This window comes from Pseudomonas lactis (assembly GCF_001439845.1).
Classification (GTDB): Bacteria; Pseudomonadota; Gammaproteobacteria; order Pseudomonadales; family Pseudomonadaceae; genus Aquipseudomonas; species Aquipseudomonas lactis.
In genome coordinates this window covers 340,911-356,122 of sequence record NZ_JYLO01000007.1, presented here as the reverse complement: position 1 = coordinate 356,122, position 15,212 = coordinate 340,911, and the positions used below count along the sequence as shown (strand labels likewise).

12 protein-coding genes and 3 pseudogenes are annotated in these 15,212 nt (G+C 60.2%); 7 read left to right on the top strand and 8 right to left on the bottom strand.

Translation table 11 applies throughout. The features are described from left to right. Complete coding sequence (locus TX24_RS14205; protein ID WP_057710545.1) at positions 1 to 1,464, top strand: N-acyl-D-amino-acid deacylase family protein; 1,464 nt, start codon at positions 1 to 3, stop codon at positions 1,462 to 1,464. A gap of 29 nt (positions 1,465 to 1,493) precedes the next feature. Further along, positions 1,494 to 1,862: a glyoxalase superfamily protein gene (locus TX24_RS14200; protein WP_057710544.1), complete on the top strand. Its 369-nt coding sequence runs from the start codon at positions 1,494 to 1,496 to the stop codon at positions 1,860 to 1,862. 640 nt (positions 1,863 to 2,502) lie between these two features. Here TX24_RS14200 and TX24_RS32940 read toward each other — a convergent pair. The 5 genes and pseudogenes from TX24_RS32940 to TX24_RS14180 all read right to left on the bottom strand — a co-directional run. Further along, positions 2,503 to 3,099, bottom strand: a pseudogene (locus TX24_RS32940) (methyl-accepting chemotaxis protein); the annotation flags it as partial. 258 nt (positions 3,100 to 3,357) lie between these two features. After that, positions 3,358 to 4,422 (bottom strand): annotated as a pseudogene (locus TX24_RS32935) (methyl-accepting chemotaxis protein); the annotation flags it as partial. A gap of 166 nt (positions 4,423 to 4,588) precedes the next feature. Continuing rightward, positions 4,589 to 6,418, bottom strand: a complete 1,830-nt coding sequence (locus TX24_RS14190) for a CocE/NonD family hydrolase (protein ID WP_057710542.1) — start codon at positions 6,416 to 6,418, stop codon at positions 4,589 to 4,591. 19 nt (positions 6,419 to 6,437) lie between these two features. Beyond that, a complete protein-coding gene (locus TX24_RS14185) occupies positions 6,438 to 7,853 on the bottom strand; it encodes a YfcC family protein (protein ID WP_057710541.1) in 1,416 nt (471 codons plus the stop codon). A gap of 107 nt (positions 7,854 to 7,960) precedes the next feature. Further along, positions 7,961 to 8,857 (bottom strand): LysR family transcriptional regulator, encoded by an 897-nt coding sequence (locus TX24_RS14180; protein WP_034133650.1) that lies wholly within the window; start codon positions 8,855 to 8,857, stop codon positions 7,961 to 7,963. A gap of 185 nt (positions 8,858 to 9,042) precedes the next feature. On the opposite strand from TX24_RS14180, the pseudogene TX24_RS14175 reads away from it, so the two are divergent. Together TX24_RS14175 and TX24_RS14170 are read left to right on the top strand one after the other, a co-directional pair. Continuing rightward, positions 9,043 to 10,266: pseudogene (locus TX24_RS14175) on the top strand (OprD family porin). Between the two features lie 103 nt (positions 10,267 to 10,369). Beyond that, positions 10,370 to 10,987 carry a BamJ family beta-barrel-assembly machinery protein gene (locus TX24_RS14170; protein ID WP_003194089.1) on the top strand — a complete coding sequence of 206 codons (618 nt, stop codon included), beginning with the start codon at positions 10,370 to 10,372 and terminating at the stop codon, positions 10,985 to 10,987. Between the two features lie 60 nt (positions 10,988 to 11,047). On the opposite strand, the gene TX24_RS14165 is transcribed toward TX24_RS14170, so the two are convergent. The 3 genes from TX24_RS14165 to TX24_RS14155 form a co-directional block, all read right to left on the bottom strand. Beyond that, the gene (locus tag TX24_RS14165) at positions 11,048 to 11,305 is read right to left on the bottom strand and encodes a PA4570 family protein (protein WP_003194088.1); all 258 of its coding nucleotides are present in this window, start codon (positions 11,303 to 11,305) and stop codon (positions 11,048 to 11,050) included. 160 nt (positions 11,306 to 11,465) lie between these two features. After that, positions 11,466 to 11,807, bottom strand: coding sequence for a zinc ribbon domain-containing protein YjdM (locus TX24_RS14160; protein ID WP_057710540.1), 342 nt, complete (start codon positions 11,805 to 11,807; stop codon positions 11,466 to 11,468). 170 nt (positions 11,808 to 11,977) lie between these two features. Continuing rightward, positions 11,978 to 12,946: a polyprenyl synthetase family protein gene (locus TX24_RS14155; RefSeq protein ID WP_003194086.1), complete on the bottom strand. Its 969-nt coding sequence runs from the start codon at positions 12,944 to 12,946 to the stop codon at positions 11,978 to 11,980. A gap of 239 nt (positions 12,947 to 13,185) precedes the next feature. Here TX24_RS14155 and rplU point away from each other — a divergent pair, with 239 nt between their 5' ends. The 3 genes from rplU (at position 13,186) to cgtA (ending at position 15,208) form a co-directional block, all read left to right on the top strand. Further along, entirely contained in the window at positions 13,186 to 13,500 is a 315-nt protein-coding gene (gene rplU / locus TX24_RS14150; protein WP_007950961.1) for a 50S ribosomal protein L21, read from the top strand. Between the two features lie 34 nt (positions 13,501 to 13,534). After that, positions 13,535 to 13,792, top strand: a complete 258-nt coding sequence (gene rpmA, locus TX24_RS14145) for a 50S ribosomal protein L27 (protein WP_003176049.1) — start codon at positions 13,535 to 13,537, stop codon at positions 13,790 to 13,792. Positions 13,793 to 13,984: 192 nt separating this feature from the next. Beyond that, on the top strand, positions 13,985 to 15,208 hold the full coding sequence (cgtA, locus tag TX24_RS14140) for an Obg family GTPase CgtA (RefSeq protein WP_003194084.1): 1,224 nt from the start codon (positions 13,985 to 13,987) through the stop codon (positions 15,206 to 15,208). Positions 15,209 to 15,212 lie beyond the last annotated feature (4 nt).

Genomic DNA, 15,212 nt, shown 5'->3' with positions numbered 1-15,212 from the left:
ATGAAGTACGACACGTTGATTCGCCAGGCGCTGATCATCGATGGCAGTAACACCCCAGGGTATGTCGCCGATGTGGGCGTGCACGCAGGGCGCATCCGCACGATTGGCGACTTGTCCACAGCCCAGGCCGAGCAGGTCATCGACGCCCATGGCCGAGTATTGGCGCCGGGCTTTATCGACGTGCACACCCACGATGACACGGTGGTGATCCGCCAGCCGCAGATGCTGCCCAAGCTCAGCCAGGGCGTGACCACGGTGATTGTCGGCAACTGTGGCATCAGCGCCGCGCCGGTCAGTTTGCGCAGCGACCCGCCAGACCCGATGAACTTGCTGGGCAGCCGCGAAGCGTTCTCTTATCCACGGTTTGCCGACTACCGCGCCGCGGTGCAACGAGCCTGCCCGGCGGTGAACGTCGCCGCGTTGATCGGCCACACGGCGCTGCGCAGCAACCATATGGACGACCTGCACCGCACCGCCACACCCTATGAAATCGCGGCCATGCGCGTGCAGTTGCAGGAAAGCCTGGAGGCCGGTGCCCTGGGTTTATCCACAGGCCTGGCCTACGCCAGCGCGTTCAACGCCGAGACCGATGAAGTGCTGCAACTCACCCAAGAGTTGACGGCCTACGGCGCGGTCTACACCACTCACCTGCGCAGCGAGTTCGAACCGGTGCTGGAGGCGATGGATGAAGCGTTCTTGATCGGCCGAGAGGCGAGGGTGCCGGTGATCATTTCCCATCTTAAATGCGCCGGCGCCGGTAATTGGGGGCGCAGCCCACAGCTGTTAGCGGCCTTGGAAGCGGCGGCCAAAGATCATCCGGTGGGCTGTGATTGCTATCCTTATGCAGCCAGCTCCTCGACTCTGGACCTCAAGCAAGTGACCGACGCGTTTCGCATCACCATTACCTGGTCGACACCGCACCCGCACATGGGCGGGCGCGATTTGCAGGACATCGCTGGCGAGTGGAACGTTTCGCTGTTGGAGGCCGCTCGCCGTTTACAGCCGGCAGGGGCGGTGTATTACGGGATGGATGAGGCCGACGTTCGGCGCATCCTCGCGCATCCGTTGTCGATGGTGGGCTCGGACGGCTTGCCTGAAGACCCGTTTCCTCATCCACGCTTGTGGGGGGCCTTCCCACGGGTACTCGGGCATTTCAGTCGGGATGTCGGTTTGTTCCCTTTGCACACGGCGGTGCACAAGATGACCGGCTTGTCGGCGGCGCGTTTTGGGCTGGCCGAGCGTGGCGAGATCCGTGAAGGCTACTGGGCTGACCTGGTGTTGTTCGACCCCCTGCGGGTGCGGGATGTGGCGGATTTCACCGCACCGCAGCGCGCAGCTGAAGGGATTGATGGCGTGTGGGTCAATGGCGTATTGAGCTATCGCGATGGGCAGGCGAACGGCGCGAGAGCAGGCCGGTTCCTGGCGCGCAACGGGGATTTGCGTGGCGGGTTTTCGTCTCTATAGTTGGGGTTCTTTTAGATGGAGCTGTTGCCATGCACTTAGGAAAAGTCACCCCCATCCTGCGGATTTTCGACGAGGCCAAGGCGTTGGAGTTCTACGTCGATTTTCTGGGGTTCAAGGTTGATTGGCAGCATCGCTTCGAGGCGAATTTCCCTTTGTACCTGCAAGTGTCGCTGGGGGAGTGTGTGCTGCATTTGTCCGAGCATCATGGCGATGCTTCGCCAGGGGCGGCCGTGCGGATCCAGGCCCAAGGGGTCGACGTGTATCAGCAGCAGTTGCTGGGCAAAGCGTACCGTTATGCCAAGCCAGGGGTTGAAGATACGCCTTGGGGGACGCGGGAAATGAGCATCCGCGATCCGTTTGGGAATCGGCTGGTGTTTGTCGAGGACAGCGAGGGCTGAGTGGCAAATGGCAGGCAATAAAAAACCGCCTTAGTAGGGCGGTTTTTTATTGCAAACCCAGTGAGTGGCTGGGGTTTGCTATCTCAAAGGACGCATTGACCCGCACGTGGATACTACCGCCGGTCACGTCTTCACGCAACACGGAACGATGGCCGGCATGGATACTTTAGGCATCTTTCTCTTGCCTGACTTGATTGCAAAAGCTTGCAATGAATCTATCGGGCGATACTGGATATTTGACCACTGTTGGACACACCTTAGACGGGAATGTTGGTTAGGATCTTCCCCGTTCTGCGTTTGTCGCTTTTGGGTGGGCCGGGTATGCGCGCGAATTCTGGACCGACCGCCACGGGCTAGTAATCCGTGCCGGATTGATGCGGAAGGACCACTGGCCCGGCCACCTCAAAGGACGCATTGACCCGCGTCCAAAGGCTCACGTGTTCCGGTAAGTGCGCTGGAGGTAAGGCCCAACTCAAGGAGGGCCGAGTATGTCTAAGTTTGCACGACGTACGTGGAACCTCGTAGTGAATGCTCTACGTGTTTATCACGTGTGGACATTCCTGCGGGACAGCTTTGATGACCTGTAAGGTCTGAGAAGTGGAGCCGCCTCGGCTTAAATTGAGGCGGCTTTTTTGGTTTTTTAAACCCGGAAATGACTGACCATCTGCTGCAACTGGCTACCCAACCGTGCCAGCTCCACACTCGATTTGGCCGTCTCATCACTGGCCGTAGCGGTCTGCTCGGACACGTCCCGCACATTCACGATACTGCGGCTGATCTCTTCCGCCACGGCGCTTTGCTGTTCGGCGGCCGCTGCGATCTGCTGGTTCATCGACTGGATATTCGACACGGTGCGGGTGATGTTTTCCAAGGATACCCCGGCCTTGCGCGTCAGTTCGACGCTGCTGTCGGTCAGGCTGCGGCTGTTGTTCATCACGCTGGCGACTTGTTGGGTGCCGTTCTGCAAGCCTGCCACCAGGCCTTCGATTTCCTCGGTGGATTTCTGTGTACGCTGGGCCAGGCCGCGTACTTCGTCGGCGACCACGGCAAAGCCACGGCCGGCTTCACCGGCACGCGCAGCTTCAATGGCGGCGTTGAGGGCCAGCAGGTTGGTCTGTTCGGCCACGGCCTTGATCACGTCCATCACGCTGCCGATCTTGTTGCTCTCTTGTTGCAGGTGCGTCATGGCGTCGGTGGAGCGCGCCACTTCGGCCGCCAGGCGTTCGATCTGGGCGATGGCTTCAGCCACCACTTTATCGCCTTCGCGGGCTTGGCCGTCGGCGTCGGAAGCGGCTTGGGAAGCCTGCTCGGCATTACGCGCGACTTCCTGCACGGTGGCGGTCATTTCATGCATGGCGGTGGCGACCTGATCGGTCTCGATCTTCTGGCTGTTCACACCGGCGCTGGTTTGCTCGGTCACGGCTGACAACTCTTCGGCGGCGCTGGCGATCTGAGTGACGCCGTCGCGAATGCCGCTGATCAGCTCGCGCAGGGTGGTGCCCATGCGCTGGATGCCTTGCTGCAACACGCCCAGTTCGTCACGACGGGTCACCTGGATGTTGTGGCTCAGGTCGCCCGAAGCGATGCGTTCCACCACGGCCAGCGTTTCCTGGATCGGACGGGTGATCTGGCGCGTGATCACCCACGCGGCAATCACGCCGACCAACAGGGCCAGCAAGGTGCTGATCAACTGCAGGCTGCGGGCCTGGGTGCTTTCAGCGTCGCGACGTTCCAGTTGGATGTCGTACAGCTTGTCGCTGATCGTCACGATATCGGCGCCCTGGGTGGTCATTTCGGCACGGGCGGTGACGATATTGGCGTTGGCCGCTTTGTAGCTCTGTACCGCACTGCGATAAGCAACGAGGGCGGTTTCCAGTGCGGACAATGCGCTTTGCTGTCCAGTACCGAATGCAACGCTGAGGCCTTTCAAACCCGCAACAGCTTTCTCCAGCTGTGTAGCCGCGCGCGCTTCGGTTTCTGCGTTGGGGCTATTGGTATAGCCGCGCACTTCGTAGCGAGCCTGCAGGAATTCGTTCTTGGCCTGGGTCACGGCCACAAACTGCGTGAAGCGTTCCGGGCTCTCGGGTGACTGCTGCACACTAGTTTCCAGCGCATTGATTTGTGCGTTGGCGATGTCGGCCTTGGCGCCCATGACATCGCGCGCAGCGTTGCCATTGCGATAGGCCTCGCGCATTTTGCTCAGGGACTGGCGGTAGGCGGTGATCACGTCTTTCTGCTCATTGAGCAGCTTGAGGTTTTCCGGGCTCTTGAAGCTGTCCAGCAGCTTCTGTTGCTGGGCGGCGAAGGCATCGAGGCTGGTCTGCACGTTCTGCGCCACGGCTTCGTCGCCATTGGCCAGCATGTATTGCAAGCGCACGATACGCAGCTTGGTCAACGAGGCGTTGAGCTGAGTGATGTCGCTCATCCAATTGCTACGGTCGATCAAGCCGCCCAGGCTGGTCCAGCCCGTCAGCGCCAGGACTGAAGTGAGGACCAACACCAGGCCGAAGCCCAGGCCGAGTTTGAGATTGACACTGATGTTACCGAACCAGCTGTTCATCGAAAGCTCCTTGAAGAGTGATGTCTGTCTGCTGGACGGTGTGTTGTTGTTTGAGCCAGCCAAGATGTGTAGGGCTGTATCGGCGGCAAAGGATGATTCTGAAGTACTTTTCTTGCGGGGTGACGAAGGGGCGCCATTATCGTGCCGCAATGGCGATCCGATGCGCTCAGGACTCCGCCGTGTTGGGCACCACGGTAAGCCTGAGGCAGGAGGCGGCGGCGTGGCTCAGGTGCACCCTATTGTGGGCAACCCGAGGGTGGCTGGCTTGGCCTGAAGGCTCGCCGCTGTTGGGGTTGACGTCAAAGCGCGGGAAGTTGCTGCTGGCGATATCCAGGCGCAACCGATGGCCGCGCTTGAACAGGTTGCAGGTGGCGAAAGGTTCGATCAGCACCTTGACCCGTTCGCCGGGATTCAGGGCCGTCGGCTGTTCCCATGAGTCGCGATAACGGCAGCGGCGGATGCCGTCGGTGATGTTCATCGCAAAGCCCTCGGGGTAGTCGGCGCTGGGCGGGTACACGTCCACCAGCTTGGCGGTGAAGTCGGTGTCGGGAGCATCGCTGTCGATCCACAGCTCGATCTGCACGTCACCGGCGACGATCAGGTCGTCGTCCAGAGGCTCGGTCTGGAACACCAGAACGTCATCGCGCTGAGCCAGGGGGCGGTTATCCCCTTGGGTGCCGAAAAAGTCGGGACGCTCCCGTTGGTCGAAGGCCCCGCCAACAAACACAGGGGCGCCGGAGGTCAGCGCGCCGCCGATGGTCGGGACCGGGTGGGCGGGGTCGGCGCGGTAACTCAAGTGGGCGTCAGCCTCGACAGGTGCCGTGCGGCTCAACTGCCTGTGTGCATTCAGGTAGAGGGTCAATGTCTGGCTGCCGGGGAGTGGCCATTGCGTGGTGTGCAGCCAGCGGCCGCCATGCTGCAAACGTCCGTTCTCATCGCGGTTACCGCTGCCACCGCCCATCAGGAACACCTGCACGCTGGCCGTCGTGGTGTGAGGCGATGGTTTGAGGGAATGCTCGAACCACGCCAGGCGGCAACTGAGCCAATCCTGATCGACCTGCCCATCGAAGGTGGCTTGCTGGCCGAACTCCACATCGCCGCTGTGGCTGATATTGCGGTCGCCATGCAGCCATGGGCCCATCACCAACCGCTGGCGGGCAGTGCCGTTCTGGGTGAAGGCGCGGTAGTTGGCCAGGGTCGAGCTGACGTAGGCGTCGTACCAGCTGGACATGAACAGTACCGGGATATCGGGCAGTTGCGCGTAGTGGCCTTCGGCGTAGATGCCGGACTGTTGCCAATATTCACTGAAGGTGCCCTGGGCCCATTGGTCCAACACATAGGTTTCGTATTCCGGCACGTGGCGAAGCGGCGATTGGCCGGGTTGCCATGGCATGCGCGTGAACCACTGATGGATATCCTCTTGCTCTAACGCCTCACGAATCTGAGGGTTGGCCAGGGCCGCCGGGCTTTCCTTGGCCTGGCGAAAGGCCCAGGTCGCTTGCTTGAGTTCAAAGGCGCCGCCTTGGCGAATCCCGCACTGGTAAGCATTGGCGAAGCCGCCGCTGTCCAGCACCATGCTGCCAAGGCCCGGTGGGTGCAGGCAGGCCATCGCCAACTGCGTGTGGGCCGCGTAGGACAGGCCCATGCTGCCGATCCTGCCGTTGCACCAGGGCTGTTGGACGATCCAGGCCAGGGTGTCGAAACCGTCCTCACCCTCGGCCGTGTATTTGGTGAACGTGCCTTCGGAGGCGTAGCGCCCACGGCAGTCCTGGAAGATCGCGACAAAGCCCTGCTCGGTAAACCGTGCGGCTATTTGTGCACGGGAGATGTGTTGGCCGTCGAGCTGTTTTTCCGAGCGCGAGGGCTTGCTTTTGTCGTAGGGCGTGCGTTCGATCACTACCGGAAACGGCCCTTTGCCGCCCGCTGGCAGGTAGATATCGGTGGCCAGGTAGATGCCGTCACGCATCGGGATCATTTGGTCAGGCAGAATTTGCATGCAGATAACACTCATCGATTCAGTACCCGCTCGTCACCGCAATGGCCAGCAACACCATCGCCAGCACGGCGTAGATCAGGAACAGCGGCAGGATGTAACGCGCCCATTGGCCCCAGCCGACATTGGCGGTGGCCAACAGCACCAGCAGGCCGCTGGAGGTGGGGGTGATCATGTTGGTCAGGCCGTTGCCCATCAAGAATGCGAACACCGTGGTCTGCGGGCTGACGCCGGACAACTGGCCCAAGGGCCCGAAGATCGGCATGGTCACCGCCGCCTGGCCTGAGGTGGATGGGATCAGTACATCGAGCCCCAGTTGCGCGAAGAACATGCCATAGGCCGACACGATCGGGCCGTGGTCGCCCACCAGGTTGGCCAGGCTGTTGACGATGGTGTCCAGTACCTGGCCGGTACTGAGGATGATCTCTACGGCGGTGGCCAGGCCGATCAACACGCCGGCGATCAGCACCTTCTTCATTCCATCGACAAAGGCACTGGCAGCAGTGCTCGCGCCGAGCCCGGCGATCACACTGAAGGCCAGCGTCAGCAGCAGGTAGAACGCCGACAGCTCATGGTATTTCCAGCCCCAGCGGTTGGAGGCGTAGACCAGGAAAGCGATGCCCGTCAGCAGTACGATCAGGTTGATCAGATGGCGAAGGGGCAACGGCGTACTTTCGAAAGTGATCTGCGCCGTGGCATCGTAACCGTGCTTGCGAATACTCCACAGCACGAAGGCAATGCCCACCAGCAGGAAGCTGCAGTAGGCGAGCACACGCATGCTCAGGCCACTGAAGATCGGCAGCCCGACCATCGGCTGCGCCACGGGATTGGAAATAGAAGCCAGGTAGCCGATCTTCACCGAGATCGTGACGATGGCCAGCCCGATCAGGTTCGACAGCCCCAGCCGATTAGCCATGGCAACCATCAACGGCACGATGAGGATAAATTCCTTGGCCAGCCCCATGAAGGTACTGCCGGCGGAAAACACCAGCATCAGGCATGGCACCAGCACGTAGATATTACCCCGGGTCAGCCCCAGCATGCGTTCCAGCCCGGCGTCGATCACTCCGGCCTTGTTCAGCACCCCGAACATGCCACCGATGAACAGCACCATGAAAATCAGCGCCGCACGTTTCTCGATGCCCTGGGGAATGGCCATGAAACCTTCCACCAAGGACACCGGGCGGGCCACGGTGTCGCCGGCTTTGCGCGGCTCCAGGCTGAACAGTTGGCCCAGGGAGTCGTGTTTTTCCAGCACCTGGTAAGAGCCCGGTATCACCAGGCCATTCTGGCGCTGGAACGTGCCCGAGTTCACCGCGTAGGTAAACGCCACTGCGAGCAGGACGATGCTCAGCAGGATGATGGCGGGATTGATCTGCTTGCGTTGCGTGGTATTTCCCACCGCTGCTTGGGTAGGGATGCTCTGGGATTCGCTCATGCTAGTGGCCCCGGCGTGCGCCGTTATTGTTATAGGGGTGACACGTGTGGGGCGGACACTAGGGCAAAGTTTTCGCGACGACAACGTTATGCGTGGGGTGGGTTGGGCTATGCGTTTTGTGCGGCCAGACCCTGCTTGAGGTGCTCGGCAAACGCGTGTACCAGTTGCGAGCGCGGCTCATTGGCGCGAAACGCCAGGCCGAATGCGTAGGGCAGCGCCGGGCGAAACGGGCGGGTGACGATGGGCAAATGCCGGAAGTGGCTGGCCAGCAGACCATTGACGATCGACACCCCCAGGCCCTCGGCAACGAAGCTGCACGCTGCCCCGACCGAGTGCACCTCGACCCGCACCTGCGGTGTGAGGTTGGCGGCACGAAACACCTGGTTCAGCTCGGCCCGCAATGCGCGTTGCCGGCCGAGCATCACCAACGGCACATCGCGCAGGTGCTGCACTTGGATGCAGGCGTGACGGGTCAGCGGATGGTCGGCGGGCATCACGCAGACGCCTTCGGTTTGTAGCACCGGCTCGACATCGAAGTCAGGTATTTCCGTGGGCAGGCGTACAAAGCCCAGGTCGGCGGAACGGTCCAGCACCGCACGCTCGATCGTGTCGTAAGAACCGGTCAGCAGTTCCACGACAATGTCGTCATGCTCCTTGAGAAACTGCGCCACGATGCGTGGCAACAGCTCCTGGGTCATGCTGGTGGGTACCGCGACCTTGAGCAGGCTTTTGCGCGAACGCCCTACACGCATCTCGTCAGCCAGGCGCTGGATACGCTGCATCCCATCGACCAGTCCGGCGACTTCGGTGAGCAGTTCCTCGGCCTCTGGCGTGGCCATCAGGCGGCCTTTCTTGCGCAGGAACAGGGCAAAACCCACATGCTCTTCCAACTGGCTCAGCAGGCGGCTGACCGCCGATTGCGAGAGGCCCATGCGTGTCGCGGCACCGATGGTCGAGCCGGTAGACATGATCGCTTTGAAAGCTTCGAGTTGCTTGAGATTCACCGTGTTCTTCCTGTCGGTTGGCAAGGGCGGCGGGTGCTTCACGCATAGCCTGATGCGCTTCTCGCATAACGTTGTGGGGCAGTTGATGAGCCGTTAGTGTCCGCTGCAACGCGACATGCCGTCCAGCCTGTCGCGCCTGCGCAACTGCCCATAAAAAAACACAACACGGCATTGAGGAACGGTTTATGCGTGATTTTTTCACGAGGGGGGGAATAGTCTCCGCGGGGTTGCTAGCGAGCTTGTCGCCTGCAGTAATGGCCCAGGGGTTCTGGGAGGATTCCCAAGGCCGATTGACCTTGCGTAACTTCTACTTCAACGACGGCTACCGCGACGGGGGCGAAGACCGCAAGGAGTGGGCCCAAGGCTTTCTGCTCAATCTGCAGTCAGGTTATACCGAGGGCACTGTTGGGTTTGGCCTGGATGCCCTGGGGCTGGCGGGCTTGCGTCTGGACTCCAGCCCGACCCACGCCGGCACGGGTTTGCTGCCGGTGCATGACGATGGTCATGCGGCCAGCGAGTTTTCCAGCCTGGGAGTCACGGCCAAGCTGCGCTGGGGCGACGCGGTGGTGAAAACCGGTACGTTGCTGCCAAAGATCCCGGTGCTGGTGCACAACGATGGCCGCCTGTTGCCGCAGACCTTCCAGGGCACTCAAGTGGAATACACCGGCATTCGCGACCTGTACCTGCACGCCGGGTAACTGGATAAATTCAAGCTGCGTAACTCCACCGACAGCGTGGATATTTATCCCCAGGGCTACAGTGGCAAGAAGGGCAGTGACTTCGATTTCGCTGGCGCCACCTACGCCTTTACGCCAAAGCTCAGTGGCACGTGGTACTACGGCGAAATGCGCGAATTCTACCGCCAGCAATTCTTCGGCCTTGTGCATAAGCAGCCGTTGGGCCGGGGCACGCTGACCAGCGACTTGCGCTATTTCATCAGCAGTGAAGCCGGTGAGGCACGTAACGGTGCAGTCGACAGTGACATGTTCAGCGGCCTGTTTACCTATCGCCTGGGTGCGCAGGCGCTGGGTGTGGGCTATCAGAAAGTCAGTGGCGAGACGGCGTTGCCATATGCAAGTGTGTCGACGTTGTATTCCTTTAGTAACGCGGGTGTGGGCAAGTTCATCCAGGCGGGTGAGCAAACCTGGATGCTGCGCTACGACTATGACTTGGCGGCGGTACTGCCTGGCTTGAGTTTCATGACCCGCTACTACAAAGGGCAAAACGGCGACTTCAAAGGGCGTGAGGCACGGGAGTGGGAATCCGACACGAATCTGCGGTACGTGGTTCAGGACAGCACCTTCAAAGGCCTGGGTGTGGAGGTGCGCAAGGCCACTTATCGCTCAACCTATGCCAGTGACCGGGACAACTACCGGTTGTACCTGACCTATGATCTGGCGCTTTGGTAGCCGGGGTGGGGCTGATCACGGCCCGCTCATGTGTGCTAGTCTGCGGGCCCTTTTAGTTCTGGGCGGCGCGGGAAACTGTGGCGTCCTACAGCGGAGCCTCTTCATGTCCGAAGTTAATCTGTCCACCGACGAAACCCGCGTCAGCTACGGTATCGGCCGTCAGTTGGGCGACCAACTGCGTGACAACCCGCCACCGGGCGTCAGCCTGGACGCGATCCTGGCCGGCCTGACCGACGCGTTCGCAGGCAAGCCTAGCCGTGTTGACCAAGAGCAAATGGCGGCCAGCTTCAAAGTGATCCGTGAAATCATGCAAGCCGAAGCCGCTGCCAAGGCTGAAGCTGCAGCAGGCGCTGGCCTGGCTTTCCTGGCGGAAAACGCCAAGCGTGATGGCATCACCACCCTGGCTTCCGGCCTGCAATTTGAAGTGCTGACGGCTGGTACCGGCGCCAAGCCGACCCGTGAAGACCAAGTGCGTACTCACTACCACGGCACCCTGATCGACGGCACTGTGTTCGACAGCTCCTACGAGCGCGGCCAGCCTGCAGAATTCCCGGTTGGCGGCGTGATCGCCGGCTGGACCGAAGCCCTGCAACTGATGAATGCCGGCAGCAAATGGCGCCTGTACGTGCCGAGCGAACTGGCTTACGGCGCTCAAGGCGTTGGCAGCATCCCGCCGCACAGCGTTCTGGTATTCGACGTCGAGCTGCTCGACGTTCTGTAAGACCCGCTGGTTACCTGTTGGGACGAACGCGTTCGCCCCAACAGGCATTTGCCAGTTTCTTCATGGATGGAACTTGCCATTAAGCTCCGTCGCCGGGCGCAACGCTCGTGCATAGCAGAACAGAAACAGATTCCTCACCACTTCCTTCAGCACCCCAGGCTCACTGGAACTCAGGCCATTGACGTCCAGATCGCCCTGGTCCTGCAGCTCGTTCAGCGCTTCTTCTTCAAGCACCGCACAGACTTCACCGGTTTCCCGATGCAGGATTCGCAGGTAAGGGTGAGGGCGATCCAGCCAGGCATCTATCAAATAAGTCATGGTCGTTCTCCTTGATGGGTTTCAATGAGAATAATTCTTATTCGTAGAATAGCAAGCGTCTATTGGCAGTTTCTGTTTTTTTCTGTGTGGGTATTGCGTTCGATCAACGCAGAGGGCAAAACGCCACCCCGCGGCGGGCGCGGGATGGAATGCAGCAGGATCAGACTTTGCGCACGAACTCGGACTTGAGCTTCATGGGGCCGATACCGTCGATCTTGCAATCGATATCGTGGTCGCCGTCGCACAGCCGGATGTTCTTGACCTTGGTGCCGACTTTGACCACCAGGGAAGTGCCCTTGACCTTGAGGTCTTTGATCACTGTGATGGTGTCGCCGTCCTGCAGGACGTTGCCCACAGAGTCTTTCTTCACGGTTTCATCGCCAACCACTTCGGCCTCGCCAGTGGCGGACCATTCATGGGCGCATTCCGGGCAGATCAGATGGGCGCCGTCTTCGTAGGTGTATTCGGAATTGCATTTGGGGCAGGGAGGCAACGTGCTCACTAAAGCTCCTAGAAAGTCAGGGATGGCTAAAAGTCGCACATTATATAGGGTTTTAAACGCGGATGGGGTTGGACTCGTCCTAATGTGGGAGCTGGCTTGCCTGCGATAGTGGCAGTGAATTCACTCCAGTTATCGCAGGCAAGCCAGCTCCCACATTAAACAGCGCGGAATCAGTGAGTACGGGCGACCGCAAACTCACTCAGCTCAACCAGGGCATCCCGGTATTCACTGGCCGGCAGGGCTTCCAGACACGTAATCGCACGGGCCACGTAGTCACGCGCCAGTTGCGCGGTGTACTCCAGGGAACCCGAGGCTTCCACGGCGGCACGGATGGCTTCCAGGTCTTCGATCCCGCCTTTCTGGATCGCCTTGCGCACCAGAGCGGCCTGTTCCGGCGTGCCTTCGCGCATGGTGTAGATCAGCGGCAAGGTCGGCTTGCCCTCGGCCAGGTCGTCACCGACGTTCTTGCCCAGGGTTTCGGCGTCGCCCTTGTAATCGAGCAGGTCATCCACCAGTTGGAACGCCACGCCCAGGTGGTCACCGAACGTGCGCAGCGCCTCGGCCTGTTCGGCGGTGGCGCCACACAGCGCGGCGGCACTGTGGGTAGAGGCTTCGAAGAGCATCGCGGTTTTGCCGCGAATCACTTCCATATAGGTTTCTTCGGTGGTGCTGGCGTCGCGGACTTTGGACAGCTGCAACACTTCGCCTTCGGCGATGATGCGTGTGGCCTGTGAAAGAATCTTCATCACGGGCATCGAGCCCAGCTCGACCATCATTTCGAACGAGCGCGAATACAGGAAGTCGCCCACCAACACGCTGGGCGCGTTGCCCCACATCGCGTTTGCGGTCTCGCGACCACGGCGCATGCCGGACATGTCGACCACGTCGTCATGCAGCAGGGTGGCGGTGTGCAGGAATTCGATGGTGGCAGCCAGCAGGCGCAGGTCGTCGCCTTGACGGCCCAGGGCCTTGCCGCACAGCAACACTAATAAAGGACGCAGGCGTTTGCCGCCCGCCGACGTAATGTAGTCGCCAATTTTGGAGACCAGCGGCACTTTAGACGTCAGCTGCTGCTTGATGATGCCGTCGACGGCGCTAAAATCGTCCGCGACCGCGCGGTAGAAAGCTTGGGGTTGCATCAGCGACAGTCGCTCCAGAAGGGTTGCGCGGCATGCTAGGACCCTCACCCCGCAGTGTCAAGGCGCGATAGACGGCCCCTTGCAACACCTCTTTACCTTGCGTACAATCGCGCACCCTGAACTTCCTGGGCAGCACCTGCCTTACGCAATTGCATTAGGGACGTCCATCCCATGCAGCCATGCCAGCCAATACCTCTTCTTATAAAGCGCTGGGTGAGCAGGATTATCGGAGAAATACCATGTCGTACGCAGTAATTGTTACTGGTGGCAAGCAATACAAAGTCGCCCCAGGTGAATACCTGAAGATCGAGAAACTGGAAGTCGCTACTGGCGAATCCGTTACTTTTGATCGCGTTCTGTTGGTCGCCAATGGCGATGACGTGAACATCGGCGCTCCAGTTGTTGCTGGCGCTACCGTTGTGGCTGAAGTGATCTCCCAAGGTCGTCACGATAAAGTCCGCATCATCAAGTTCCGTCGTCGTAAGCACCACATGAAGCGTATGGGCCACCGCCAGTGGTACACCGAGATCAAAATCACCGGTATTCAGGCTTAATTTCAGCCTAATTCCTCACTAGGAGAATTGACTCATGGCACACAAAAAAGCTGGTGGTAGTACCCGTAACGGTCGCGACTCAGAAGCCAAACGCCTTGGCGTGAAGATGTATGGCGGCCAGAAAATCATTCCGGGCAACATCATCGTGCGTCAGCGCGGCACCCAATTCCACGCCGGTTACGGTGTTGGCATGGGTAAAGATCACACCCTCTTCGCTAAAATCGAAGGCGTGATCAAGTTCGAAGTAAAGGGCGCGTTCAACCGCCGTTACGTGAGCGTTGTCGCAGCTTAATTGCGAGATCGCTGGAAAAGCCCTGTCTTGCGACGGGGCTTTTTCGTTTGTGGAGTGAGTCTCTTGCAAAGCTGTCTGTGATGAGCTCAGGCGCTGGTTTGCGGTCGCTGATTGAGGTCGCTGCGCTCATTTTTGCAAGAGTCTTATGTCTTGGTTTCTTAAGCTCGTCCATGCGGCGAGAGGCGTTTTGTTATGAAGTTCGTTGATGAAGTTTCCATCCGAGTAAAAGCAGGCGACGGCGGTAACGGTTGCATGAGTTTCCGTCGCGAAAAATTCATCGAAAACGGTGGCCCGAACGGCGGTGACGGCGGTGACGGCGGTTCCATCTACATGATGGCCGACGAGAACCTCAACACTCTGGTCGACTACCGTTACACCCGGCACTTCGATGCCGAGCGTGGCTCCAACGGCGGCAGCACCGACTGCACCGGTAAAAAAGGTGAAGACCTGGTACTGCGCGTACCGGTCGGCACCACGATCATCGACTCCGCGACCCAGGAAGTAATTGGCGACCTGACCAAGGCCGGCCAGAAACTGATGGTTGTGCAGGGCGGCTGGCACGGTCTGGGTAACACCCGCTTCAAGTCCAGTACCAACCGTGCACCGCGCCAGACCACGCCGGGCAAGCCCGGCGAGCAGCGTGACCTCAAGCTGGAAATGAAAGTACTGGCGGACGTGGGCCTGCTGGGCCTGCCGAACGCGGGTAAAAGTACCTTCATTCGCTCGGTATCGGCCGCCAAGCCGAAAGTTGCCGACTACCCGTTCACGACCCTGGTGCCAAACCTGGGTGTGGTCAGCGTAGACCGCTGGAAAAGCTTCGTGGTTGCCGACATTCCTGGCCTGATCGAAGGCGCTTCCGACGGCGCAGGCCTGGGTATCCGCTTCCTCAAGCACTTGTCCCGCACCCGTTTGCTGCTGCACCTCGTCGATATGGCGCCGCTGGATGACACCAGTGCCGCCGATGCCGCCGAAGTCATCGTCAGCGAACTGACCAAGTTCAGCCCGGCCCTGGCCGAGCGCGATCGCTGGTTGGTACTGAACAAGTGCGACCAGATCCTGGAAGAAGAGCACGAAGAGCGCGTCAAGGAGATCGTTGATCGCCTGGAGTGGGAAGGTCCGGTCTACGTCATCTCGGCCATCGCCAAAGAAGGCACCGAGCGCCTGACCCGCGACATCATGCGTTACCTGGAAGACCGTGCCGACCGCCTGGCGGCCGACCCGGTGTACAAGGCCGAACTCGCCGAGCTCGACCAGCAGATCGAAGACGAAGCCCGCGCCCAGTTGCAGGCCCTGGACGACCAGCGTGCCCTGCGTCGCAGCGGCGTGAAGTCGGTCCACGACATCGGCGACGATGATTGGGACGAAGAAGACGTGGATGATGAAGACGGTCCGGAAATCATTTACGTGCGTGACTGATCCG

Coding starts and splice junctions, on each gene's coding strand:
- TX24_RS14205 (WP_057710545.1), top strand. CDS start 1: ATGAAGTACGACACGTTGATTCGCCAGGCGCTGATCATCGATGGCAGT.
- rplU (WP_007950961.1), top strand. CDS start 13,186: ATGTCGTACGCAGTAATTGTTACTGGTGGCAAGCAATACAAAGTCGCC.
- TX24_RS14170 (WP_003194089.1), top strand. CDS start 10,370: ATGTCCGAAGTTAATCTGTCCACCGACGAAACCCGCGTCAGCTACGGT.
- TX24_RS14165 (WP_003194088.1), bottom strand. CDS start 11,305: ATGACTTATTTGATAGATGCCTGGCTGGATCGCCCTCACCCTTACCTG.
- cgtA (WP_003194084.1), top strand. CDS start 13,985: ATGAAGTTCGTTGATGAAGTTTCCATCCGAGTAAAAGCAGGCGACGGC.
- TX24_RS14200 (WP_057710544.1), top strand. CDS start 1,494: ATGCACTTAGGAAAAGTCACCCCCATCCTGCGGATTTTCGACGAGGCC.
- TX24_RS14185 (WP_057710541.1), bottom strand. CDS start 7,853: ATGAGCGAATCCCAGAGCATCCCTACCCAAGCAGCGGTGGGAAATACC.
- rpmA (WP_003176049.1), top strand. CDS start 13,535: ATGGCACACAAAAAAGCTGGTGGTAGTACCCGTAACGGTCGCGACTCA.
- TX24_RS14190 (WP_057710542.1), bottom strand. CDS start 6,418: ATGCAAATTCTGCCTGACCAAATGATCCCGATGCGTGACGGCATCTAC.
- TX24_RS14155 (WP_003194086.1), bottom strand. CDS start 12,946: ATGCAACCCCAAGCTTTCTACCGCGCGGTCGCGGACGATTTTAGCGCC.